The organism is Stenotrophomonas sp. 21LCFQ19, from assembly GCF_056861425.1.
The window spans coordinates 1-22,254 of the sequence record NZ_JBSPUF010000006.1 but is presented as its reverse complement, the minus strand read 5'-3'; the positions used below and the strand labels follow the sequence as shown (position 1 = coordinate 22,254).

Annotated in this window: 19 protein-coding genes; all 19 read left to right on the top strand. The window is 65.8% G+C overall.

Annotation, left to right across the window (positions count from 1 at the left end):
• Positions 1 to 121 precede the first annotated feature (121 nt).
• The gene (locus AC13FW_RS08260; protein WP_282269983.1) at positions 122 to 391 is read left to right on the top strand and encodes a flagellar biosynthetic protein FliQ; all 270 of its coding nucleotides are present in this window, start codon (positions 122 to 124) and stop codon (positions 389 to 391) included.
• Positions 392 to 395: 4 nt separating this feature from the next.
• Positions 396 to 1,187 (top strand): flagellar biosynthetic protein FliR, encoded by a 792-nt coding sequence (gene fliR / locus AC13FW_RS08255; RefSeq protein WP_482988784.1) that lies wholly within the window; start codon positions 396 to 398, stop codon positions 1,185 to 1,187.
• 170 nt (positions 1,188 to 1,357) lie between these two features.
• Positions 1,358 to 3,478: a putative bifunctional diguanylate cyclase/phosphodiesterase gene (locus AC13FW_RS08250; RefSeq protein ID WP_482988783.1), complete on the top strand. Its 2,121-nt coding sequence runs from the start codon at positions 1,358 to 1,360 to the stop codon at positions 3,476 to 3,478.
• A gap of 230 nt (positions 3,479 to 3,708) precedes the next feature.
• A complete protein-coding gene (gene flhB / locus AC13FW_RS08245; protein ID WP_482988782.1) occupies positions 3,709 to 4,839 on the top strand; it encodes a flagellar biosynthesis protein FlhB in 1,131 nt (376 codons plus the stop codon).
• Positions 4,836 to 6,944: a flagellar biosynthesis protein FlhA gene (gene flhA / locus AC13FW_RS08240; RefSeq protein WP_482988781.1), complete on the top strand. Its 2,109-nt coding sequence runs from the start codon at positions 4,836 to 4,838 to the stop codon at positions 6,942 to 6,944. Before flhB ends, flhA begins: the two co-directional genes overlap by 4 nt.
• A 152-nt stretch (positions 6,945 to 7,096) precedes the next feature.
• Positions 7,097 to 8,905 carry a flagellar biosynthesis GTPase FlhF gene (gene flhF, locus AC13FW_RS08235; RefSeq protein WP_482988780.1) on the top strand — a complete coding sequence of 603 codons (1,809 nt, stop codon included), beginning with the start codon at positions 7,097 to 7,099 and terminating at the stop codon, positions 8,903 to 8,905.
• Positions 8,892 to 9,776 carry a MinD/ParA family ATP-binding protein gene (locus tag AC13FW_RS08230; RefSeq protein ID WP_282271271.1) on the top strand — a complete coding sequence of 295 codons (885 nt, stop codon included), beginning with the start codon at positions 8,892 to 8,894 and terminating at the stop codon, positions 9,774 to 9,776. Before flhF ends, AC13FW_RS08230 begins: the two co-directional genes overlap by 14 nt.
• A complete protein-coding gene (locus AC13FW_RS08225) occupies positions 9,773 to 10,522 on the top strand; it encodes an RNA polymerase sigma factor FliA (RefSeq protein ID WP_481510679.1) in 750 nt (249 codons plus the stop codon). Before AC13FW_RS08230 ends, AC13FW_RS08225 begins: the two co-directional genes overlap by 4 nt.
• A gap of 13 nt (positions 10,523 to 10,535) precedes the next feature.
• Entirely contained in the window at positions 10,536 to 10,928 is a 393-nt protein-coding gene (gene cheY, locus AC13FW_RS08220) for a chemotaxis response regulator CheY (protein ID WP_282271267.1), read from the top strand.
• The gene (locus tag AC13FW_RS08215; RefSeq protein ID WP_282271265.1) at positions 10,928 to 11,548 is read left to right on the top strand and encodes a protein phosphatase CheZ; all 621 of its coding nucleotides are present in this window, start codon (positions 10,928 to 10,930) and stop codon (positions 11,546 to 11,548) included. Before cheY ends, AC13FW_RS08215 begins: the two co-directional genes overlap by 1 nt.
• A 3-nt stretch (positions 11,549 to 11,551) precedes the next feature.
• Positions 11,552 to 13,417 carry a chemotaxis protein CheA gene (locus AC13FW_RS08210; RefSeq protein WP_482988779.1) on the top strand — a complete coding sequence of 622 codons (1,866 nt, stop codon included), beginning with the start codon at positions 11,552 to 11,554 and terminating at the stop codon, positions 13,415 to 13,417.
• Positions 13,418 to 13,662: 245 nt separating this feature from the next.
• Complete coding sequence (locus tag AC13FW_RS08205; RefSeq protein WP_296250550.1) at positions 13,663 to 14,403, top strand: flagellar motor protein; 741 nt, start codon at positions 13,663 to 13,665, stop codon at positions 14,401 to 14,403.
• Positions 14,404 to 14,406: 3 nt separating this feature from the next.
• The gene (gene motD / locus AC13FW_RS08200; RefSeq protein ID WP_282271261.1) at positions 14,407 to 15,354 is read left to right on the top strand and encodes a flagellar motor protein MotD; all 948 of its coding nucleotides are present in this window, start codon (positions 14,407 to 14,409) and stop codon (positions 15,352 to 15,354) included.
• Positions 15,354 to 16,136, top strand: a complete 783-nt coding sequence (locus AC13FW_RS08195) for a ParA family protein (RefSeq protein WP_282271259.1) — start codon at positions 15,354 to 15,356, stop codon at positions 16,134 to 16,136. Before motD ends, AC13FW_RS08195 begins: the two co-directional genes overlap by 1 nt.
• Positions 16,133 to 17,113 (top strand): chemotaxis protein CheW, encoded by a 981-nt coding sequence (locus tag AC13FW_RS08190; RefSeq protein ID WP_482988778.1) that lies wholly within the window; start codon positions 16,133 to 16,135, stop codon positions 17,111 to 17,113. Before AC13FW_RS08195 ends, AC13FW_RS08190 begins: the two co-directional genes overlap by 4 nt.
• Positions 17,114 to 17,455: 342 nt before the next feature.
• Positions 17,456 to 17,764: an STAS domain-containing protein gene (locus AC13FW_RS08185; RefSeq protein ID WP_482988777.1), complete on the top strand. Its 309-nt coding sequence runs from the start codon at positions 17,456 to 17,458 to the stop codon at positions 17,762 to 17,764.
• A complete protein-coding gene (locus AC13FW_RS08180) occupies positions 17,761 to 18,126 on the top strand; it encodes a response regulator (RefSeq protein ID WP_038688521.1) in 366 nt (121 codons plus the stop codon). The genes AC13FW_RS08185 and AC13FW_RS08180 overlap by 4 nt, the downstream gene beginning before the upstream one ends.
• 36 nt (positions 18,127 to 18,162) lie before the next feature.
• Entirely contained in the window at positions 18,163 to 20,124 is a 1,962-nt protein-coding gene (locus tag AC13FW_RS08175; RefSeq protein WP_296250540.1) for a chemotaxis protein CheA, read from the top strand.
• A gap of 298 nt (positions 20,125 to 20,422) precedes the next feature.
• On the top strand, positions 20,423 to 22,254 hold a 1,832-nt coding region (locus tag AC13FW_RS08170; protein ID WP_482988776.1), incomplete at its 3' end, for a methyl-accepting chemotaxis protein.

The following is a 22,254-nucleotide window of genomic DNA, read 5'->3' as shown; positions in this document are numbered from 1 at the left end:
TCCAGCCTCGATCTGGTAGAGCATCAGCTTCGCGGCTTACGCCGCTCCTTAAAAAGCACGCCGCCGCCCCGCCAAAAACCCGCCGCCAACGCAGTGGCACCGCTCTTGCATCTGCACCGGCATGAGTCCCGAACTTGCCCTCACCGAACTCCGCGGCGGCCTGGTCGCCACCTTGTGGATCGCCGGTCCCTTGCTACTTGTCGTGCTGGTCGTCGGCGTGGTTGTCGGCGTCATCCAGGCCGCTACCCAGATCAACGAGCCGACCATCGCCTTTGTCGCCAAGGCCGCGGCCCTGACCGCGGCGCTGTTTGCGCTGGGCAGCCTGCTGCTGGGTCACCTGGTCGAGTTCACCGTCATGTTGTTCCAGCGCATTCCGCACCTGATCGGTTAGCGCGATGGACTCGGTCACCCAGACAGTCATCGACGGCCAGCAGGCCTTTGCCATCATCGGCAATACCCTGTGGATCATGCTGCGCATCGGCGCGATGCTGATGGCCATGCCGATGATCGGCACCCGTGCGGTACCGGCGCGGGTGCGGGCGCTGCTGGCGGTGGCACTGTCCGTGGCACTGTCGCCGGTCCTGCCGCCGGTGCCGATCTTCAACGGCTTTGACTCGATGACCGTGCTCAGCATCCTGCGCGAGGTAGCCGTGGGGGTCAGCATCGGCTTCCTGCTGCGGCTGATCTTCGAAGCCGGCGCCATGGCCGGCGAAATGATCGCGCAGAGCACCGGCCTGGCCTTCGCGCAGATGGCCGACCCGATGCGCGGCGGCAGCTCCGGCGTGATCGGGCAATGGTTCTACCTGATGTTCGGCCTGCTGTTTTTCACCAGCAATGGCCATCTGGCAGTGATCTCATTGCTGGTGGACAGCTACAAGGCACTGCCCATCGGCACCGCCCTGCCCGATCCGCATGCGGTCGCCACGCTGGCGCCGACCCTTGCCCTGCAGATCTTCCGGGGTGCACTGTCACTGGCGCTGCCGTTGGTGGTGGCGATGCTGGCGATCAACCTGGTCTTTGGCGTCCTTTCCCGTGCGGCACCGGCACTCAACCCCATGCAGCTGGGCCTGCCGGTTGCCCTGCTGATCGGCCTGTCACTGCTCACCCTGCTGGCTGGGGAAATGGGGCCGCCGGTACAGCGCCTGTTCGACACCGCCTTTGATACGGCGCGGCAAGTAACAATGTGACGCCCTACACAGCTCACGTTTTTGGATTTCACATTGCCTGAAGGCCCTCTTGCCGGTTCCCCTATACCGGTGGATAGTCCGGGGTACAGCACGGGCCGCAGGGGAATGCGGAACCGGCTACGACATCTCGCTTCCGCGACCGCGGCGCGACAACCTTAGGGAGAGGTTTGATGCTCGTTGGCAGCTACAACCCGTTGTTTGTCGTGCTGTCGATCCTGGTGGCAATCCTCGCCTCGTTCACGGCGCTGGACATGGCCTCACGGGTATCCGCCTCGCAACCACGTCGCGCCGCCGCCCGCTGGCTGCTGGCCGGCGGTGTTGCCATGGGTGCGGGCATCTGGTCGATGCACTTTGTCGGCATGCTGGCGTTCCGCCTGCCCATCCCGCTGGGCTACGACCTGTGGCTGACCGTGGAGTCACTGCTGGTAGCGGTCGCCGCCTCGATCTTTGCCCTGTGGCTGGTGTCGCGCCCCACCCTGCCGCACCTGCGCCTTGCACTGGGCGCATTGTTGATGGGCCTGGGCATCGCCTGGATGCACTACGTCGGCATGTCGGCGCTGAAGATGACCCCGGAGATCGACTACGACCGGGTCTGGTTCGTGCTTTCGATCGTGATCGCGGTGGCTGCTTCATGGAGCGCCTTGTATATCGCCTTCCGCCTGCGCACGGTCGAACATGCGTTGCCACCGCGCCTGATCGCGGCCGCGGTGATGGGTCTGGCCATCGTCGGCATGCACTACACCGGCATGGCGGCGGCACGTTTTCCCGCAAACTCCGTCTGCACCGCGGCCACCACCGGCGGCGTTCCCACCGAATGGCTGGCTGCCTGCGTGGTGCTGCTGACCGTTGGCGTGATGGGCGTGGTACTGACCATTTCCCTGTTCGAGCAGCGCATGCAGGCGCGTTTGCTGCATCTGCGCAATTCGATGCTGGCAGCGTCGCTGGACGATGCCCGCAAGGAACTGTTCCATGCCAGCCAGCACGACTCGCTGACCCGCCTGCCCAACCGCCAGCTCTCGCATGAGCGTATCGAACAACTGTTGCAGGGCAACCAACCGTTCGTGGTGATGTCCATCGACCTGGATGGCTTTCGCCATATCAATGGCGCATTTGGCTCGCAGACCGGCGATGCCGCCCTGGTCGACATCGGCGAACGCCTGCGTCAGCTGCTTCCAGCCGATGACCTGGTCGGCCGCCTTGGTGGCGACCAGTTCGTCATCGCCACCCAACTCAGGCATGCCGAGGAGCTGGACTCGCTGGCCGACCGCATCATGATGGCGGTCAATTCCGTGCGCGTTGGCGGGCGTGAGCTGCGCATCACCGCCAGCCTGGGCATCGTCGAGCACCCGCAGGTCGGCAACACCGCCGCGCAGCTGATCGCCATGGCCGAGACCGCCATGGCCTATGCCAGGCAATCCGGGCGCAACACGCATGCGGTGTTCGCCGACTGGATGAACGACAACGTCGAGCAGGACCGGCGTCTACTGGAAGACCTGCGCAAGGCCCTGGGCACGCCGCAGCTGTCACTGCACTACCAGCCGCGCGTGCACGCCAACAGCGGCCGCATCAGCGGTGCCGAAGCGCTTATCCGCTGGCGTCACCCCGAACACGGCTATGTGCCGGCCGAGCGCATCATCCGGCTGACCGAACAGAGCGGCCTGATGGATGTGATCGGCAACTGGGTGCTGGACGAAGCCTGCCGGCAGATGCGTTGCTGGCAGGATGCCGGCAACAGCGAGTGGCGGGTGGCGGTCAACCTGTCGGGGCGCCAGCTGGGCTCGCCGAAGCTGATCGAGGATGTGCGCAGCGCGCTGGAACGCAACGATCTTGAGCCCTCGCGCCTGATTCTGGAGATCAGCGAAGGCGCGGTGATGCGCGACACCGACAATGCCATCGCGGTGCTGCGCAGCGTCGCCGCGCTCGGCGTCGGCATCTCCATCGACGATTTCGGCATCGGTGTGTCCAGCCTGCTGCACCTGAAGCGCTTGCCCGCCACCGAGATCAAGATCGATCGCGCCTTCGTGCTGGCGTTGGAAGAAAGCGACGAAGACGTGGTGATCGTCTCGGCCATCGTTGCCCTTGGGCACGCGCTGAACATGGAGATCGTCGCCGAGGGCATCGAGACCCAAGGTCAACGTTCCTATGTGGAACGGCTGGGCTGCGATCACCTGCAGGGCTACCTGCTCGGCCGCCCGGTCAGTGCGGAGAACTTCATGCGCCTGCACGGCGGCGACGCCCAGCATGCGGCCCTGGAAGCACGGCTGGCTTCGTTCAACACCAGCCAGGAGTAGCCCCGTAGTGCCGAGCCATGCTCGGCAGGGGCATTACCCATGAACCCACGCCTGTAGTGCCGAGCCATGCTCGTCAGGGGGATTTACCGGTATAGCCCTTGCCGAGCATGGCTCGGCACTACAGTGGGATTGCTTGTAATGCCCCAGCCGAGCATGGCTCGGCACTACCGGAAACCGTTCTGGAATGATTTTTGCACGGCCATGGAAGAACCCTCCTTCCATGCCATGCAATGTCCGAGAACGAACAGGCCGGGGAAAAAACCGAACTCCCCACCGAAAAACGCCTGCGCGAGGCCCGCGAGCAAGGCAATATCCCGCGCTCGCGCGAGCTGGCGACCGCCGCGGTGTTCGTCGCCGCCGTGCTGGCGCTGTACGCCATGGCCGGCTCGATGGGCAATTCCGCCCGGCAGTGGATGAAGGCCGCGTTGTCGCCTGAGGTCGGGCTGCTCAATACCCCGAACGCCCTGTTCGGCCACGCTGGCTGGATGTTGCTCAAGCTGATGCTGGCCTTCAGCCCCCTGCTCCTGGTGTGCCTGGCGGCCGGCATGATTGCCCCGGCCTTGATGGGCGGGCTGCAGTTCTCCAACAAAGCGCTGATGCCCGATCTCAAGCGCATGAACCCGTTGACCGGGATGAAGCGTCTGGTCGGCGCCGAAGCATTGGCCGAACTGGTCAAATCAATGCTGCGCGTGGCCTTCGTCGGCACGGCCGCCGGCCTGTGCATCTGGCAAGGTGCCGACGGCCTCCGCGGGCTGCTGCACCTGCCACTGGAGAGCGCCGTTGGCCGCGGCCTGGGCTTCACCCTCAAGCTGCTGCTGGCCACCGCAGGTGCCATGGCCCTGCTCGCCGCCATCGACGCGCCCTACCAGAAGTGGAACTGGCTGCGGAAGCTGAAGATGACCCGCGAGGAGCTGCGCCGTGAGATGAAGGAAAGCGAGGGCAGCCCCGAGGTCAAGGGCCGCATCCGGCAGATGCAGATGCAGCTGTCACAGCGACGGATGATGGAAGCCGTGCCCACCGCCGACGTGGTGCTGGTCAACCCCACCCACTATGCGGTCGCCCTGAAATACGAGAGCGGACGCATGGGCGCCCCCACCGTGGTCGCCCGTGGCGTCGACGAACTGGCCCTGCGCATCCGCCAGGTAGCCGACGGCAACAAGGTCGCCGTCGTCTCGTCACCGCCTTTGGCACGCGCCTTGTATCGGGAAAGCCAACTCGGCAAGGAAATCCCCGTGAGACTGTATTCGGCTGTTGCCCTGGTCCTGTCCTACGTCTACCAGCTGCGCCAATGGCGCACGGGCCCGATGCCGCAGATGGCACCCATCGATATTGACGAGTTCGGCAAGGGAGGCACCCGATGAACGCCCAGACCTCGGGTTTCTCCGCACGCCGCGTCCTGGACATGCTGCGCCACGGGCTTGGCGCGCCATTGATCGTGCTGGCCCTGCTGGCAATGGTGGTGGTGCCGCTGGCCCCGACGGTGCTGGATGCCCTGTTCACCCTGAACATCGCCATCTCCATGCTGGTGCTGCTGGCCGTCGTGTACGTGAAGCGACCGCTGGACTTCACCATCTTCCCGATCGTGCTGCTGGTCACCACCATGCTGCGGCTGGCACTGAACGTGGCCTCCACCCGCGTCATCCTGCTCAATGGCCAGGACGGCCACGAAGCCGCCGGCAAGGTGATCGCCGCCTTCGGTGAATTCGTCATCGGCGGCAACTACGCCGTCGGCATCGTGGTGTTCGCGATCCTGACCATCATCAACTTCGTGGTCATCACCAAGGGTGCCGGACGCGTGTCGGAAGTGACCGCGCGCTTCATCCTGGACGCCATGCCCGGCAAGCAGATGGCGATCGACGCCGACCTCAACGCCGGTTTGCTGACGCGCGAGGAAGCCAAGGTCCGCCGTGAAGAAGTCCGCGAGGAAGCCGATTTCTACGGCGCAATGGACGGCGCCAGCAAATTCATCCGCGGCGACGCCATCGCCGGCATCCTGATCCTTTTCATCAACATGCTCGGCGGCCTGGCCGTGGGTGTACTGCAGCACGGCATGCCGTTCGGCGACGCAGCGGCCACCTATACGCTGCTGTCGATCGGTGACGGCCTGGTGGCCCAGCTGCCGGCATTGCTGGTTTCCAGCGCCGTGGCCATGCTGGTCACCCGCGCCTCGCGCTCGCAGGACATGAGCGAAGCGATGATGGGCCAGGTGTTCGGCCAGTACCGTGCATTGGCCATCACCGCCGGCATCATCGGCCTGGTCGGCCTGGTACCGGGCATGCCGAACCTGGCCTTCCTCAGCCTGGCCGCCATCCTTGGCTTCATCGCCTGGAAATTGTGGAAACGCGAGACCAGCGCTGCCGCCAAGACCTCCGCCAACGACACCAGCACCAACGAAGGTGGCTTGAACGCCCTCGGCCAGCCGCAACCCGCCCCAACCGCTGAATTGACCTGGGACGAGTTGCGCCCGGTCGATCCACTGGGCCTGGAAGTCGGCTACCGGCTGATTCCGCTGGTCGACAAGGCCCAGGGCGGCGAGTTGATGACACGCATCAAGGGCGTGCGCCGCAAACTCACCCAGGACCTGGGTTTCCTGATTCCGCCGGTCCATATCCGCGACAACCTGGAGCTGCCGGCCACCCATTACCGCCTGCTGATCCACGGCGTGCCGGTCAGCACCGCCGACATCCATCCGGACCGCGAGCTGGCGTTGGACCCGGGCAGCGCCATGGGCACGCTGGAAGGAATTGCCGGCAAGGACCCGGCGTTCGGCCTGGACGCCACCTGGATCCAACCGCATCAGCGCGCCCATGCCGAGTCGCTGGGTTACACCGTGGTCGATCCCGCCACCGTGGTCGCCACCCACCTGTCGCACCTGATCCGCGAGCACGCGCCGGAACTGCTCGGCCATGAAGAAGTCCAGCAGCTGCTGGCGACCCTGGCCAAGAGCGCGCCCAAGCTGGCCGAAGACCTCTCGCCCAAGGCGCTGCCGCTGTCCACCGTGGCCCGGGTGCTGCAGAACCTGCTGATCGAGCGCATCCCGATCCGCCAGCTGCGCAAGATCGCCGAAGCGCTGGTCGAAGCCGCACCGGTCACCCAGGACCCCGCTGCGCTTACCGCCTCGGTACGCGGTGCGCTGGGCCGCTTCATCGTGCAGGAAATCGCCGGCTCCTCGCCGGAGCTGCCGGTGTTCACCCTCAACCCGCAATTGGAACGCGTCTTGCAGGAGTCAACACAAGGTAATGGCGCCGCACTGGAACCTGGTCTCGCCGAACGCCTCCACCAAAGCCTTGCCGACTGCGTCGGCAAGCAGGAGGCCCGCAACGAGCCGGCTGTAGTGCTGGTACCGGCCCCGGTCCGCGCCGCGCTGGCGCGCCTGGTCCGCCACAGCGTTCCCTCGCTGTCGGTCCTGGCCTACAGCGAAGTGCCGGAAGACAAACGCCTGAAGCTGGTCGGCACGATCAGCTGAGGCAGCCCGAAAACCGACACCGTCAGCAATGCCGGTGACGGAAACCAGACACCTGCTGCACCGCACCCATTCCGCAAGAAGGAGCCCGCCACGCCATGTTCGACATCGCCAACGCCACTCCTTCGCCGCAGCCTCACTCCCGGTACCAAAGCATGAAGATCAAACGTTTCGTCGCCGCTGACATGCGCACCGCCATGAACCTCGTGCGCAAGGAACACGGCCCCGATGCCGTGATCCTGTCCAACCGGCGGATCGAGGAAGGTGTGGAGATCGTGGCTGCCGCGCACTACGACGAGACCGCGGTGAAGCAGGCGCTGGAAGCCAGCCGCCCGGCCCCGCCGGCACCGGCCAAGCCGCGCAGCGCCGCCGAAGCCATCATGGCCGCGATGACCCGCCGCAAGGCACCGGAACCGGAACCGGTCACCGCCACCACCTCGGCCGTCGCCGCCCTGGCACGTTCGGCGGTTGGCGCCACCGGTCGCTCCATCGACAACAGCATCGAGCTGGCACCGGGCAGCCGCTTCGCCGGCCTGCTCAAGTCGGCCGAGGTTGAACCAGTCGCTCCCCGCGCGCCGGCCCCGCAGACCTTGTTTGCCACCCAGCCGGCCAGCGCCGACGAACTGCCGATCGTGCCGGCGTTCCGTCCGGCCGGCAGCGCCGCTGCGGTCGCGCCGCTTGCAACCGTACCCGCTGTCACCCAGCAGGCCAGCTTCGCCGACGCCATCGCTGCCGTCACCATCGAGCCACCTGCTTCGATCGAGCGCGCACGCTTCGTCATCGATCCGCCGATGCCGGAGTCGGAGCTGGCCCCACTGCAACCGGCGGCTACCGTGGCAATCCCTGCAATTCCTGCTGCGCCGGTCCTCGCCGTCGCCGCGGTGGCACCTGCAATCGAGCAGGTCGCGCCGATCGCTACACCGATCGCTGCGTTCGCAGCCCCGCAATCGGCTGAAACCCCGGTCGCCGTCGCCATCGAAACCGCCGCTCCAGCAGCGGTCGCCAGCACTGCCCCGGTCAACCCGATCGCCACCAGCCCGGTGATCATCGCCCGCGACGACGAACAGCTCAGCCAGCTGCGCCAGGAAGTGGCCGGCATGCGCCACCTGATCGAGCGCGAGATGAACCGCTTCACCGATGAACGCCTGCGTGGCAGCGCGGTGCGCGCCAATGCGCTGGACCTGATGGACGAATACGGCTTCGACGCCGGCCTGGCCCGCGACGTCGCTACCCAGATCCCGGCCGACATCGATCCCAGCCGCGCCCGCGGCCTGATGCTGGGGCTTATCTCCAAGAAGCTGCCGATCGCCCCGGTCGACCCGATGGAAACCGGCGGCGTGATCGCCCTGGTCGGCCCCACCGGTGCCGGCAAGACCACCACCATCGCCAAGCTGGCCTCGCGTTTCGCCGAAGCCCATGCCGCCCGCGACGTGGCCCTGGTCACCACCGATACCCAGCGCATCGGCGCCCGCGAGCAGCTGTACGGCTTCGGCCGCCAGCTCGGCATCGCCGTGCATGAGGCCAACAGCGGCACCGACCTCAACCAGCTGCTGCAGAAGCTGGCCGACTACAAGCTGGTGCTGATCGACACTGCCGGCCTGGGCCAGCGCGACCGCGCCCTCACCGCCCAGCTGCAGTGGCTGCGCGCCGCCGGCCAGATCCGCACCCTGCTGGTACTGCCCGCCAACACTGCCTTCCAGGACATGGACGAAGTAGTGCGCCGCTTCAGCGCCGCCAACCCGCAGGGCGTGGTGCTGACCAAGCTGGACGAGACCGGCCGCTTCGGTTCTGCCCTGTCGGTGGCGGTCGATCACCGCCTGCCGATCACCTGGGTGACCGACGGCCAGGACGTCCCGGAAGACCTTTATCGGGCCTCTGCCGCAAATCTTGTACTCCGCCTTGAAGATTTGCGCCGCGCGGCCGATATGCCCTGCAACACGGAGTTGAACAATGCAGTCGCGTGAGTACGCCAAGCTGACCAACACCTTCCCGCTGTCGGCAACCCGGCACGAACCCGCCGGCCCGGTACGCACCATCGCGGTCACTGGCGGCAAGGGCGGTGTAGGTAAAACCAATGTCTCGGCCAACCTGGCCGTGGCACTGGCAGGCATGGGCAAACGTACCCTGCTGCTCGACGCCGACCTGGGCCTGGCCAACATCGACGTGGTGCTGGGCCTGCAGCCCAAGCACACCCTGGCCGACCTGGTCGCCGGACGCGCCACGCTGGAAGAAGTCATCATCGAAGGCCCGAACGGCGTGCTGGTGGTGCCGGCCGCCTCCGGTCGCCGGCACATGGCCGAGCTGCAGCCGGCCGAGCACGTTGGCCTGGTCAATGTCTTCTCCGAGCTGGAGCGCGAGCTCGATGTGATGATCATCGACACCGCCGCCGGCATCACCGACAGCGTACTGACCTTCTGCCAGGCCGCCCAGGACACCGTGGTGGTGGTCTGCGACGAGCCGGCCTCGATCACCGATGCCTACGCGCTGATCAAGGTGCTCTCGCGCGAGCGCGGCGTGGATCGCATCCAGGTCGTCGCCAATATGGTCCGCGACCCGAACGAAGGCCGCGCCCTGTACGAAAAGCTGGTGCGGGTCTGCGAGAAGTTCCTGATCGATGTCTCCCTGAACTACCTGGGCTGCGTACCGCAGGACGACTGGCTGCGCCTGTCGGTGCAGCGCCAGCAGCCGGTGGTCAAGCTCTATCCTTCCGCGCCAGCCTCGCTGGCCATCAACGAAATCGCCCGTCGCACCGCGCGCTGGCAAGCCCCAACCGCCCCGCGCGGCGGCGTTGAGTTCTTCCTGGAACGCATCATCCAGCAGAAGGTGAAGGCATGAACAATGCAGCCGCCCAATACCGTGAAGTCCAGCGCAACGCGGCCAATGACTGCATTGCCCGCCACGCCGACCTGGTACGCCGCATCGCCCACCACCTGGCCGCGCGCCTGCCCGCCAGCGTCGAGGTCGATGACCTGATCCAGGCCGGCATGATGGGCCTGATCGAGGCCTCGCGCAGCTATGACGCCGAACAGGGCGCTTCGTTTGAAACCTACGCATCGATCCGCATCCGCGGCTCGATGATCGACGAGATCCGCCGTGGCGACTGGGTGCCGCGCTCGGTGCACCGCCGCGCCCGCGATGCCGCTGCCACCATCCGCCGCCTTGAGCAGAGCAGCGGCCGTGCGGCCAGCGCCAGTGAAGTGGCCGAAGCGATGGAGCTGCCGCTGCCCGAATACATGCGACTGGTTGAAGACGCCTCGCGTGGCCAGGTCTTGAGCCTGGAGTCGCGGATCGAAGACCAGGGCGAGCTGGACACCCCCAGCACCGGCGGCCCCAACCCGCAACAGGTATTGGAGCGCAGCCAGTTCGGCGCCGAGCTCGGCAAGGCCATCGGCCAGTTGCCCGAGCGCGAGCAGCTGGTGCTGTCGCTGTACTACGAGCAGGAATTGAACCTGAAGGAAATCGGCGCGGTATTGGGCGTGAGCGAATCCCGCGTCTGTCAGATCCACGGCCAGGCCACGCTGCGCCTGCGTAGCCGACTGAAGATTTTCGAGGCGGCCGACGCCGGGCTCGAAGAACCATGAAGAGGAAAGTCTTTTGAACAAGAACATGCGCATCCTGATCGTTGACGACTTCTCGACGATGCGCCGCATCGTCAAGAACCTGCTCGGCGATCTGGGCTTCACCAATACCGCCGAAGCCGAGGACGGGCATGCCGCGCTGTCGATGCTGCAGACGCAGTCGTTCGATTTCGTCGTCACCGACTGGAACATGCCGGTGATGACCGGCATCGAGCTGCTCAAGGCGATCCGCAACGATGCCAAGCTCAAGACCTTGCCGGTACTGATGGTTACCGCCGAAGCCAAGCGCGAGCAGATCATCGAGGCCGCCCAGAGCGGCGTGAACGGCTACATCATCAAGCCGTTCACCGCACAGACCCTGGAAGAGAAGCTCGGCAAGATCTTCGAACGCCTGGCAGCGAGCGCCTGATGAACCAGCCCGGGGAAGCATTGAGCGACAAATCGGCCCTGGTGCAGCGCCTGCAGGACGCACTGGCAGCATTGGAAAGTGGCGATGAGGCTGGCTGGCGTCGGGAAATCGACGCACTCGCCGCCCTGCGCACGCAGCCGATGATGTCCGGCCTGGGCAGGCTTGCACGCGAACTGGGCCAGGCGCTGGGCGAACTGCCCAGCGTGCCCAGCGAAGCCGGTGAGCTGGACGACGCCTGCGCGCGCCTGGACCACGTGGTGCAGATGACCGAGCAGGCCACCCATCGCACGCTCGATCTGGCCGAAGAATGCCGCGCGCTGACCGAACGCCTGCGTGCGGACGGGTTGAACGCCGAACAGGGCGAAATCCTCGAACGCATCCGCCACAACCTCACCGAAGTGGCGCTGACCCAGAGCTACCAGGACCTGACCGGGCAGATCATCCGCCGCGTGGTGGGCATCGTCCGTCGCGTGCATGAAGGTTTCGGCGCGCTCGGCCTGCCGCCGCCGGAAGAAGAAGCGCGCAACCAGGGCCTGGCTGGCCCGGCCGTCAATGGCCTGGACCGCCACGCCGTGTCGCAGGTGGACGCAGACGACCTGCTCTCGGACCTGGGGCTGTAACGCATGAGTGCTTTTGCCGACGACATCGCCGCCGACTTCATCATCGAAGCGCAGGAGATCCTGGATCGCCTCGGCGAGCAGCTGGTGACGCTGGAACAGGCACCGCACGACAGCGACCAGCTCAACGCCGTGTTCCGTGGCTTTCATACGCTGAAAGGTGGCGCCGGTTTTCTGGCGATCCATCCGATGGTGGAGCTGTGCCACGCCGCCGAAGAAACCCTGGGCATGGCACGGGCCGGCAAAGCCGAACTGCTGGCACATCACTTCGACGCCGCCCAGCAATCGCTGGATTGGCTGCAGGCCATGCTCGACGCAGTCTCCTCGGGCACCGAACCGGAGCACGCACCTGCTGCGCTGATCGCACAGTTCGATGTTGGCGCCGCCCCCGTGGTCGCAGTCGTGCAAGCGGCCGCTGCGCCTGCCGGTGACAGCGACCTGATCAGCGAAGACGAGTTCGAAGCCCTGCTCAACGAACTGCACGGCAGCGGTACGCCCGGTGCCCAGCCAGTCGCAGCGGCAAAGGCCGGCGATGACCTGATCGACGAAGACGAATTCGAAGCCCTGCTGGACAAGCTGCATGGCGGTGCCGCACCTGGCGCCGTTCCCGTACAGCCCGTTCCCGCCGCGCCAGCCAAGCCCAGGCCAGCCGCGCCCCCGGCCGCAGCCCCCCGCGCTGCCGCCGGCGCCGCCAAACCGGCAGCGGCAAAAGCCGCCGAACCCGAGCACACCGTGCGCGTGGACACCAAGCGGCTGGACGCCATCGTCAACCTGATCGGCGAACTGGTGCTGGCCCGCAACCGGCTCAAGACCTTGCGCATGCGCCTCAAGGACGAAGAGCTCGACCGTGCAGTCTCAACCCTGGACATCGCTACCGCGCGCCTGCAATCGGCGGTGATGCGCACCCGCATGCAACCGGTCGGCAAGGTGTTCTCGCGCTTCCCCAAGGTTGCCCGTGACGTCGCCCGCTCACTGCAGAAGGAAGTCGATCTGGAGCTGATCGGCGCCGATACCGAACTGGACCGCAACCTGGTCGAGGCGCTGGCCGACCCGCTGGTGCACCTGGTGCGCAACGCCATCGATCATGGCGTCGAATCGCCGGAACTGCGCGAAGCCCAAGGCAAGCCGCGCATGGGCCGGGTGCGCCTGTCCGCACAGCAGGAAGGCGACTACGTCAGCATCGAAGTGCAGGACGATGGCGCCGGCATCGACCCGGAACGCCTGCGCGCCAAGGCCCGCGACAAGGGCCTGCTCGACCCGGAAGCCGCCGCCCGCCTGAGCAGCGAAGAGTGCCTGCACCTGGTATTCCTGCCCGGTTTCTCGACCAAGCAGGAAGTCACCGACATCTCCGGCCGCGGCGTCGGCATGGACGTGGTGCAGTCGCGTATCCGCGAGCTCAGCGGCCAGATCCAGATCCAGTCCGAGCTGGGCCGTGGCAGCCGCTTCCTGATCCGCGTACCGCTGACCCTGGCGATCCTGCCGACCCTGCTGGTGCAGGCTGGCGAGGACGTCTATGCCCTGCCCTTGGCCCGCGTGATGGAAGTGCTGCACGCACCGGCCACCTCGCTGGGTTGGTTCGATGGTCGCGCGGTGCTGGATCGCAAGTCCCACACCCTGGCCCTGCTGGACCTGCGCCAATGGCTGGGCATCACCCCGGCACCGTCCTCGCTGCTGACCATCGTCGTGCTGCAGATGGGCGAAGCCCGCTTCGGTCTGGTGGTGGACCAGGTACGCGGCCGCGAGGAAGTGGTGATCAAACCGTTGCCACGCGCACTGCGCGGCCTCAACGGTTATGCCGGCGCCACCTTGATTGGTGATGGCCGCATGGCGCTCATTCTGGATGTGGATGGGTTGCGTGGAGTGCAAAGCTAAGTGATGCAGGCGCAAGCCGTCCGCAAACCCTGCAATCTCGCGATCCCGATAGTCCCCTCTCCCGCAAGCGGGAGAGGGCGCCCCGCGAAGACGGGGCGGGTGAGGGGCGCTTCTAGCTTCTAGCTTCTAGCTTCTAGCTTTTGAAGCCAAGAGCACCCTCACCCCAACCCCTCTCCCGCGCGCGGGAGAGGAGCTCAAGCAACGCCCTGATTCAAGACCGCTACAACGAGGCCGATATACGCACCATGGACCGACTCAGCATCATTGGACTCTTCCTCGCCCTCGCCTCCCTGGTGGGCGGCAGCATCCTCAAGGGCGCCGGCCTGTCCTCGCTGTGGTCACCTGCTGCGTTCGTGATCGTCATCGTCGGCACCCTGGCAGCAATCCTGCTGCACACCTCGCCGGCCGTGTTCAAGCACGCCTTCAAAATCGTGCGCTGGGTGATCCGCCCGCCAGCCAGCGACCGCCGCGCGCTGGTCCAGCAGATCGTCGACTGGAGCAACATCGCCCGCCGCCAGGGCCTGCTCGGCCTGGAGCCGCAGGTCGAGCTGCAGGACGATCCGTTCATCCGCAAAGGCCTGCAGCTGGTGGTCGATGGCGTCGAGCCGGACACCATCCGCCACATGCTGGAAATCGAACTTGGCAGCCAGGAGCAACAGGATCTGGCCGCCACCAAGGTCTTCGAGGGCATGGGCATCTATGCCCCCACCCTGGGCATCATCGGCGCGGTGCTCGGCCTGATCGCGGTGATGAAGAATCTTGCCGACCCGAGCAAGCTCGGCCATGGCATTGCTGCCGCGTTCACTGCCACCATCTATGGCATCGCTTCGGCCAACCTGCTGTTCCTGCCGGTGTCTGCCAAGCTCAAGGGCGTGATCGCCAGCAGCTGCCGTGAGCGTGAAATGATCATCGAAGGCCTGATCGCCATTGCCCAGGGCGAGAACCCGCGCAATATCGAAAACAGCCTCGCTGGCTTCGTGAACTGAGCCATGGCCCGCCGCAAGCACCACGAAGAGCACGCCAACCACGAAGCATGGGCCATCCCCTATGCCGACCTGATGACGCTGCTGCTCGCCTTCTTCGTGGTGATGTACGCCATCTCGTCCTTGAACGAAGGCAAGTACCGGGTCATGGCCGATGCCTTGACCACCGCCTTTGGCGGCGCCCCGCGCACCATCAGCCAGGTGCAGGTAGGCAACAAGCAATTGCAGGGCGGCGGTTATGACTCGCCCTCGGTGATCAGTGCGCCGAGCATGACCGGCGGCGCGCTCGCAGACCCAACCCAGTTGCCGTCGATGGCATCGCATATGCGCATGCCGGTGTCCGCACATAACCAGGAACAGCTGCAGCGCGCCGAGCGCCAGCTCAACCAGATCGCTGACCGCCTGAGCAAATCACTTGCCCCGCTGGTCAAGCAAGGCGTCATCACCGTACGCCGCACCGAACTCTGGATCGAAGTCGAGATCAACAGCGACATCCTGTTCAGCACCGGCTCGGCGGCATTGGATGTCAGCGCTCGCGACACGCTCGGCACCCTGGCCGATGTGCTGCTGGATGCGCCCAACGGCGTGCGCGTCGAAGGCCACACCGACAACCTGCCGATCGCCACCGCGCAGTTCCCATCCAACTGGGAACTGTCGGCCGCACGTGCCGCCAGCGTGGTGCACCTGTTCGCCGACCATGGCGTGCAGCCGCAACGACTGGCGATGGTCGGTTACGGCCAGTTCCGTCCACGCGAAAGCAACGACGCGCCCGAAGGGCGCAACCGCAACCGACGGGTGATGGTGATCATCCTCGCCGATTCGGCAGCGGCGGCCGATCTGCCGGCTGCCGGCAACACCACAGCCAGTACCAGCAGCGATGACGACAGCAGCGGCAGTTCTGCCGCAAGCAGCGTGCGCAGCGCAGTACCGGCGGTCATCGAAGGAGTCCAATGATGCGCATCTGGGCCATAGCCAACCAAAAAGGCGGCGTCGGCAAAACCACCACCACTTTGTCGCTGGGCCGCGGCCTGGCCGCTCGCGGGCACAAGGTGCTGCTGATCGACCTGGACCCCCACTCCTCGCTGACCCGCGCCTTCGGCGTACCGGTTGAGCCGGTGCCGCAAGGCGTGCAGGAACTGTTCGCCACGCCGCCACATGAGATCGCTTCGCTTGCCCGCCACAGCGACATTCCTGGCTTGGACTATCTGTGCGCGCAGGCCTCGCTGGCCACGCTGGAACGTCGCAGCGCCAACCAGCCTGGTCTGGGCCTTGCCCTGCAGCAGGCCCTGGCCCGCCACGGCGAACAACATGACTACATCCTGCTGGATTGCGCGCCAACCCTGGGCTTGTTGATGATCAATGCACTGGCTGCGGCCGACCGCCTGATCATCCCGACCCAGGCCGAGCCGCTGGCCCTGCACGGCCTGGACGGCATGGTCCGCACTGGTGAAATGGTCGAGCGCTCGCGCAAGCGCCCCCTGCCTATTTCGGTGCTGCCGACGCTGTTCGACCGCCGCACCCGCGCCGGCAATGAAACCCTGAAGTTGATGCAGGAACGTCATGGTGAACGCGTCTGGGAAGACGCCATTCCGGTCGACACCCGCATCTGCAATCCCGCCGCCCTGACCGTGCCGGTGCTCGGCGACGATTACCCGGGGCGCGGCATGGCCGCTTACCGGCACGCCCTTGAGTGGCTGTTGCTCAACGAGGCCGCGCAGCTGGAGCGCGCCGCATGAGCAACGACGTACTCGACGACTACCTCGGCGAACTGCTGCTGGAGGCAGTGCCCACAGCGGTGGCCCCCGCACCCGCAGCGCCTGCCAAAGCGGCGGCGATCGAAGTGCCGGGCGACAGCGCTGAACTTGAGGCCGTGTTCGAAGCCGCACTGGCCGAAGCGCAAGCCAGGCCTTCAGCCGCCCCTGCACCTGCTCCGGCAAGCATTGCGTCCGGCGATACCGCAGCCTTGCAGGCCGCGTTCGACGACGCAATGGCGGCCACCAGTGCCGCCAATGCCGGTCGTCCTCCTACCTGGGATGACCTGCCGGATGAAGTGATCTACGAGACCGGCCCGGCAGAAAGCCGCAAGCTCGCCCATAGCGACAGCGCCAGCTTGCAGGCTGCGTTTGAGACCGCCGCAGGATTGCCGGCAAGCCCGGTCCCGGCGCCGCGCAGCACTCCGAACGTCCGCGCCCTGGCAGAGCCTTCGTCAGACGCACGTCCCAGCACCTGGCAGGAACTGCAAGCGCAGGCACAGCGGCCAGCGAGCAGTCCACAGCAACGCCGCGCCGCCGAGCGCAGCTCGCGCTGGCTGCGCCTGCGCTGTGGCCAACAAACGTATGCACTGGAGCTGCTGAAGGTGCAGGAAGTCGTCCTCCCGGTACCGCTGCTGGCACTGCGCGGCACCGGTCCGGCCATGCTAGGGATCATGAACCTGCGCGGCCAGGTCGTCCCGGTGATGGACCTGTGCCGTCATCTCGACGTGCAGAGTGCACCGGAAGACTCGCAGACCCGCATCGTCGTACTGGAAGAAAATGGCGAGACCCTGGGCCTGCGCGTATCAGCAGTGGAAGACGTCGCCAACCTCAACGATTCGCAGATCGAGCCACCGGACACCGCGCGCATCTGCCAGATCTCCAACGAGCTGTTCCGGGGCATCGCCCGCGTCGGCCAGCAACCGATGATCCTGCTGGACGCCGGCCGCCTGCTGCGCTGATTGCCCCTTCGTCTCCTCCCTTTCGCGCAGCCAAGGGGAGGAGGCAAAGGTAGTGCCGAGCCATGCTCGGCAGGGGCGGTGACCGGCAGGCGGCAGCCGAGCAAGGCGCGGGCCGAGCCATGCTCGGCAGAGGCTTTACCGGTAAGGCTCCAGCCGAGCATGGCTCGGCACTACCCAGCCAAAAGCTACCCCTCCCAAGCCCTCCCCTTCGCTGCGCGAAAGGGAGGGGGCAAAGCCCAAAACCGTGCGCCCGTTAACACTATCTGCTGCAGCGCATCGCAGCCCTAAAGATCGCCAGCGCATCGCCGCTATCTCTCCCAGTAACGTTCGTTCGGAGCAACGATGAGCACTGTGGCCCTCGCCCAGGATCTCGGCATCGAGTCCACCAGCGACTTGAAGCAACAACTGGCAATCCACCTGCCGCAAGCAGGCGAATTGCGCGTGGATGCCGGCCAGGTCGGCCGCGTGCATACCGCCGCGATGCAGGTGCTGTGCGCCTTTGTACTGGCACGCCAACACGCCGGTCACGCCACTGTCTTTGACAACGCTACCGATACCTTCCGTGACGCCGCGCGCCTGCTCGGTGTCCTCCGGACCCTCGGTCTGGAAGCAACCCCTGACACAACGAAATCTGTGGAGAACGCTGCATGAGCGCACGAATCTTGGTGGTGGACGACTCGGCGTCGATGCGCCAGATGGTCTCTTTCGCCCTCACCTCGGCCGGTTTCTCGGTTGAAGAAGCCGAGGACGGCGCGGTCGCCCTGGGGCGTGCCAAGGGCCAGCGTTTCAACGCCGTGGTCACCGACGTCAACATGCCGAACATGGACGGCATCTCGCTGATCCGTGAGCTGCGCCAGCTGCCGGACTACAAGTTCACGCCGATGCTGATGCTGACCACCGAGTCGGCCGCCGACAAGAAATCCGAAGGCAAGGCCGCCGGTGCCACCGGTTGGCTGGTCAAGCCGTTCAATCCAGAACAGCTGGTTGCCACCGTACAGAAAGTCCTGGGCTGATCAGCCCACCTGCCCCACCGATCGGATACCGCGCCAATGAGCATGGACCTGCAGCGTTTCCACGCCACCTTCTTCGAAGAAAGCCGCGAAGGGCTGGATGCAATGGAGGCCGGCCTGTTGGCACTGGAAGACGGCCAGCACGACCCTGAAGTCATCAATTCGGTGTTCCGCGCCGCCCACTCCATCAAGGGCGGCGCCGGCACCTTTGGCTTCGACGCCATTGCCGCACTCACCCACGTGCTGGAAACCCTGCTCGATGAGCTGCGCGCGGGCAAGCGCGCACTCGAAAGCAACGCGGTCGACGCGATGCTGGGTTCAGTGGACGTACTGCGCGCATTGCTTCGCGAAGTCGAACACGGCCAGCCCGCCGACCCGGCAGCGGTCAAGGCGATAACCGACCGCTTGCAGGCCGTGCTCTCTGGCGCAGCACCGGTTGCCGTGGCAGCCGCCAAGCAGGAAGAAACCCCGGACGCCTGGCAGATTGGCTTTGCCCCTGCGCCGTCGCTGTTCATGAGCGGCAACGACCCACTGCGCATCATCCGCGAGCTGGAAACCTTGGGTTCCCTGCACGTAGAACCGCGCATGGCGCGCCTGCCCAGCTTCGACCAGCTCGATCCCCTGGAAGCCTACCTGGCCTGGGATCTGGGCCTGGTTGGCAAAGTGCCGCGCAGCCGCATCGAAGACACCTTTGCCTGGGTGGTCGATGATTGCGAGCTGGATATTCGTCCGGCCGCCCCCCCCAGCCTTGCAGTGGAAGCGCCGGCCGCGGCCGTTGCCAACATCGCCGAGGCCGCCGTCAAAGCGCCCGCCAGCGGCCAGCAGCACGAAGCCGAAAGTTCGATCCGGGTCAGCGTCGACAAGGTCGATGCGCTGATCAATCTGGTCGGCGAACTGGTCATCACCCAGGCCATGCTCAAGCAGGTTTCCGGCGGTCTGGATCCGGCCCATGCCGAACAGCTGCTGGCTGGCCTGGATCTGTTGGAGCGCAATACCCGCGACCTGCAGGAAGCCGTCATCGGCGTGCGCATGCTGCCGGTGGATGCCGTGTTCCGCCGCTTCCCGCGCCTGGTCCGTGACCTCTCCAGCCGCCTCGGCAAGCAGGTGCGCCTGCGCACCATCGGCGAAGGTACCGAGCTGGACAAGGGCTTGATCGAAAAGATCGCCGATCCCCTGGTGCATCTGGTCCGCAACTCCATCGATCACGGCCTGGAAATGCCGGACGTGCGTCGCGAGTCCGGCAAGGACGAGACCGGCACGATTACCCTGGCCGCATCGCATCAGGGTGGCCACATCGTCATTGAAGTCAGCGACGACGGCCGCGGCCTGAACCGCGACAAGATCCTGGCCAAGGCACTGGAACGCGGCTTGAGCGTGCCGGACAACCCCACCGACGCCCAGGTCTGGGACCTGATCTTCCAGCCCGGTTTTTCCACCGCCGATGCGGTCACCGACCTGTCCGGTCGTGGCGTCGGCATGGATGTGGTCCGTCGCAACATCCAGGCGCTGGGTGGCGAAGTGCAGCTGGAGAGCCGCACCGGTGCAGGTACCCGCGTACTGATCCGACTGCCGCTGACATTGGCCATCCTCGACGGCATGACCGTCTCGGTTGCCGGCGAAACCCTGATCCTGCCGCTGGCCTACGTGCTGGAAGCGCTGCAGCCGCAGCCCGACGACATCCGCACCATGGCCGGCGAAGGCCGGGTACTGCGCGTTCGCGGCGAGTATCTGCCGATCCTGTCGCTGGGCGAGTACTACGGTTACCCCGACAACCCGCAGGCCGAACCGCTGGTCGTCGTGGTCGAGGGCGATGGCCAGAAGATCGCTCTGGAAGTGGATGAGTTGATCGGCCAGCAGCAGGTCGTGGTCAAGAACATCGAGAACAACTACCGCCGCATCAGCGGTGTCTCTGGCGCCACCATCCTCGGCGATGGCCGCGTCGCGCTGATCGTCGACATCGGTGGCCTGGTACGTTCACTGCGTACCCAGCAAGCGGCCTGAGTACTCCGTAACAGGCATCCGACGCCGCATCCCCAGCTTCTGGGCATGCGGCGTTTTGCCGTGCACGCATGCATGCACGTGATGACTGTGATCGCAGGACGAGCGCGCGAGGCAGCTTGCCTGAATCATCGCCGCACGCCGCCTTCAAGAAGGCCACGGGTGTGCCGATACCGCTTCGCAATGCAATCAGGTTTTCCAACCGACCTGGGCCCCCGTCGCGGCCTGCACCACGCATGACATTCCCCAGGGGCGCCGGACCTGCGGATCGCCCTTATGCCCGCCTACGGAGATGTCTGCAATGAAGTGGTTCCAGAACCTGTCGATCACGCGAAAGCTGGTGCTTGCGTTCTGCAGCACCAGCCTGCTCACCTTGCTGCTTGCGCTGTTTGCGCTGTGGCGGATGAACGTGGCCGACGTCCAGATACAGCAGGTCAACAACAACTGGATGCCTGCAGTCCAGCAGCTTGGTGAAATGCGCGCCCAGCTTGGCGAATACCGCACCTTCGAGCAGGCCCAGCTGAACTACCAGGGCAACCCGGAACAATTGGCCGACTACGACAAGCGCATGGCCGACAGCCGCAAGCTGATCGAAGCGGCAGAGAAGGCCTACGACGACATCGAAGCCGACTACAGCGCCACCGAGCTGGCGATGTACGACAAGATGAAAGAGCTGCGTGCCGGTTACTTCGAAGCACACGACCGCATCGCCGCCGCGATCGCCGCCGATGACTTCGTCACCGCCAATGCCATCTCCAGCGGCGACTCGCGCAAGCTGCGCCGCGCCCTGTTCGATCAGCTCAAGCAGATGTCGCAGTACAACCAGGAGCAGCTGACCAAGCAGACTGCCGAGTCACGCAGCGCACACCAGCGCTCGTTGATCGCCATCGTGATCGGTCTGGGTCTTGCGCTGCTGCTGGCCGCCACATTGGGCTGGGCCATCATCCGCGCCATCATGCTTCCGCTGGCCGATGCCGTGCGCGTGGCCGACGATGTCGCCGCTGGCAAGCTCGACCGCCGCATTGACGCCTCGCGCCGCGACGAGGTTGGCATGCTGCTGCAGTCCATGCAGCGCATGCAGGCGCAGCTGCAGTCGGTGATCGGCGCGCAGCGGGAGATGGCACGCCAGCATGAGACCGGCATGATCAGTTACCGCATGGACGAGACCGCCTTCCCCGGCGACTACGGCGTGATGGTCAAGGAAAGCAACGCGCTGGTCGCTTCGCACATCCAGATGCTGCTGTCCGCACTGGAGATCATCAAGCGCTATGCCAATGGCGATCTGTCCGTTGATATCGAGCGCCTGCCCGGCGAGAAGGCCGTCATCACCGAGACCGTGGATGCGGTCAAGGCCAGCCTGTCGGCGATCAACAATGAGATCAAGCGCCTGGCCGGTGCCGCCGCACAGGGCGACTTCTCGGTGCGCGGCGATGCCACTGCCTACCAGCATGATTTCCGCGACATGGTCAGCAGCCTCAACCAGCTGATGGAAACCACCGACGGCAACCTGTCCGAGCTGTCGCAGCTGCTGCAGGCCATCGCCCGCGGCGACCTGACCGCGAAGATGCAGGGCGATTTCCACGGCGTGTTCGCCAACATGCGCGACGATGCCAATGCCACCGTTGAACAGCTGACCGACATCATCGGCCGCATCCAGCACGCGGCCTCCAGCATCAACCTGGCCGCCAGCGAAATCGCCACCGGCAACAGCGACCTGTCGCGCCGCACCGAGCAGCAGGCTGCCAACCTGGAAGAAACCGCGGCCTCGATGGAGGAACTGACCTCCACCGTGCGCCAGAACGCAGAACACGCGCGCCAGGCCAACCAGCTCGCCATCGGCGCGCATGGCGTCGCCAGCCAGGGCGGCACCGTGGTTGGCCAGGTCGTCACCACCATGAGCGCGATTGAAGCCTCGTCGAAGAAGATCGCCGACATCATCAGCGTCATCGACGGCATCGCCTTCCAGACCAATATCCTGGCGCTCAACGCCGCGGTGGAAGCCGCGCGTGCCGGCGAACAGGGCCGCGGGTTCGCCGTGGTCGCCTCCGAAGTGCGCACCCTCGCCCAGCGCTCCGCCGCTGCGGCCAAGGAGATCAAGGGCCTGATCGACGACTCGGTCGGCAAGGTCGGCGA

What these genes read in the sequence shown, in the direction of transcription:
- AC13FW_RS08260 (WP_282269983.1), top strand. Translation starts at nt 122, where the DNA reads ATGAGTCCCGAACTTGCCCTCACCGAACTCCGCGGCGGCCTGGTCGCC.
- fliR (WP_482988784.1), top strand. Translation starts at nt 396, where the DNA reads ATGGACTCGGTCACCCAGACAGTCATCGACGGCCAGCAGGCCTTTGCC.
- AC13FW_RS08250 (WP_482988783.1), top strand. Translation starts at nt 1,358, where the DNA reads ATGCTCGTTGGCAGCTACAACCCGTTGTTTGTCGTGCTGTCGATCCTG.
- flhB (WP_482988782.1), top strand. Translation starts at nt 3,709, where the DNA reads ATGTCCGAGAACGAACAGGCCGGGGAAAAAACCGAACTCCCCACCGAA.
- flhA (WP_482988781.1), top strand. Translation starts at nt 4,836, where the DNA reads ATGAACGCCCAGACCTCGGGTTTCTCCGCACGCCGCGTCCTGGACATG.
- flhF (WP_482988780.1), top strand. Translation starts at nt 7,097, where the DNA reads ATGAAGATCAAACGTTTCGTCGCCGCTGACATGCGCACCGCCATGAAC.
- AC13FW_RS08230 (WP_282271271.1), top strand. Translation starts at nt 8,892, where the DNA reads ATGCAGTCGCGTGAGTACGCCAAGCTGACCAACACCTTCCCGCTGTCG.
- AC13FW_RS08225 (WP_481510679.1), top strand. Translation starts at nt 9,773, where the DNA reads ATGAACAATGCAGCCGCCCAATACCGTGAAGTCCAGCGCAACGCGGCC.
- AC13FW_RS08215 (WP_282271265.1), top strand. Translation starts at nt 10,928, where the DNA reads ATGAACCAGCCCGGGGAAGCATTGAGCGACAAATCGGCCCTGGTGCAG.
- AC13FW_RS08210 (WP_482988779.1), top strand. Translation starts at nt 11,552, where the DNA reads ATGAGTGCTTTTGCCGACGACATCGCCGCCGACTTCATCATCGAAGCG.
- AC13FW_RS08205 (WP_296250550.1), top strand. Translation starts at nt 13,663, where the DNA reads ATGGACCGACTCAGCATCATTGGACTCTTCCTCGCCCTCGCCTCCCTG.
- motD (WP_282271261.1), top strand. Translation starts at nt 14,407, where the DNA reads ATGGCCCGCCGCAAGCACCACGAAGAGCACGCCAACCACGAAGCATGG.
- AC13FW_RS08195 (WP_282271259.1), top strand. Translation starts at nt 15,354, where the DNA reads ATGCGCATCTGGGCCATAGCCAACCAAAAAGGCGGCGTCGGCAAAACC.
- AC13FW_RS08190 (WP_482988778.1), top strand. Translation starts at nt 16,133, where the DNA reads ATGAGCAACGACGTACTCGACGACTACCTCGGCGAACTGCTGCTGGAG.
- AC13FW_RS08185 (WP_482988777.1), top strand. Translation starts at nt 17,456, where the DNA reads ATGAGCACTGTGGCCCTCGCCCAGGATCTCGGCATCGAGTCCACCAGC.
- AC13FW_RS08180 (WP_038688521.1), top strand. Translation starts at nt 17,761, where the DNA reads ATGAGCGCACGAATCTTGGTGGTGGACGACTCGGCGTCGATGCGCCAG.
- AC13FW_RS08175 (WP_296250540.1), top strand. Translation starts at nt 18,163, where the DNA reads ATGAGCATGGACCTGCAGCGTTTCCACGCCACCTTCTTCGAAGAAAGC.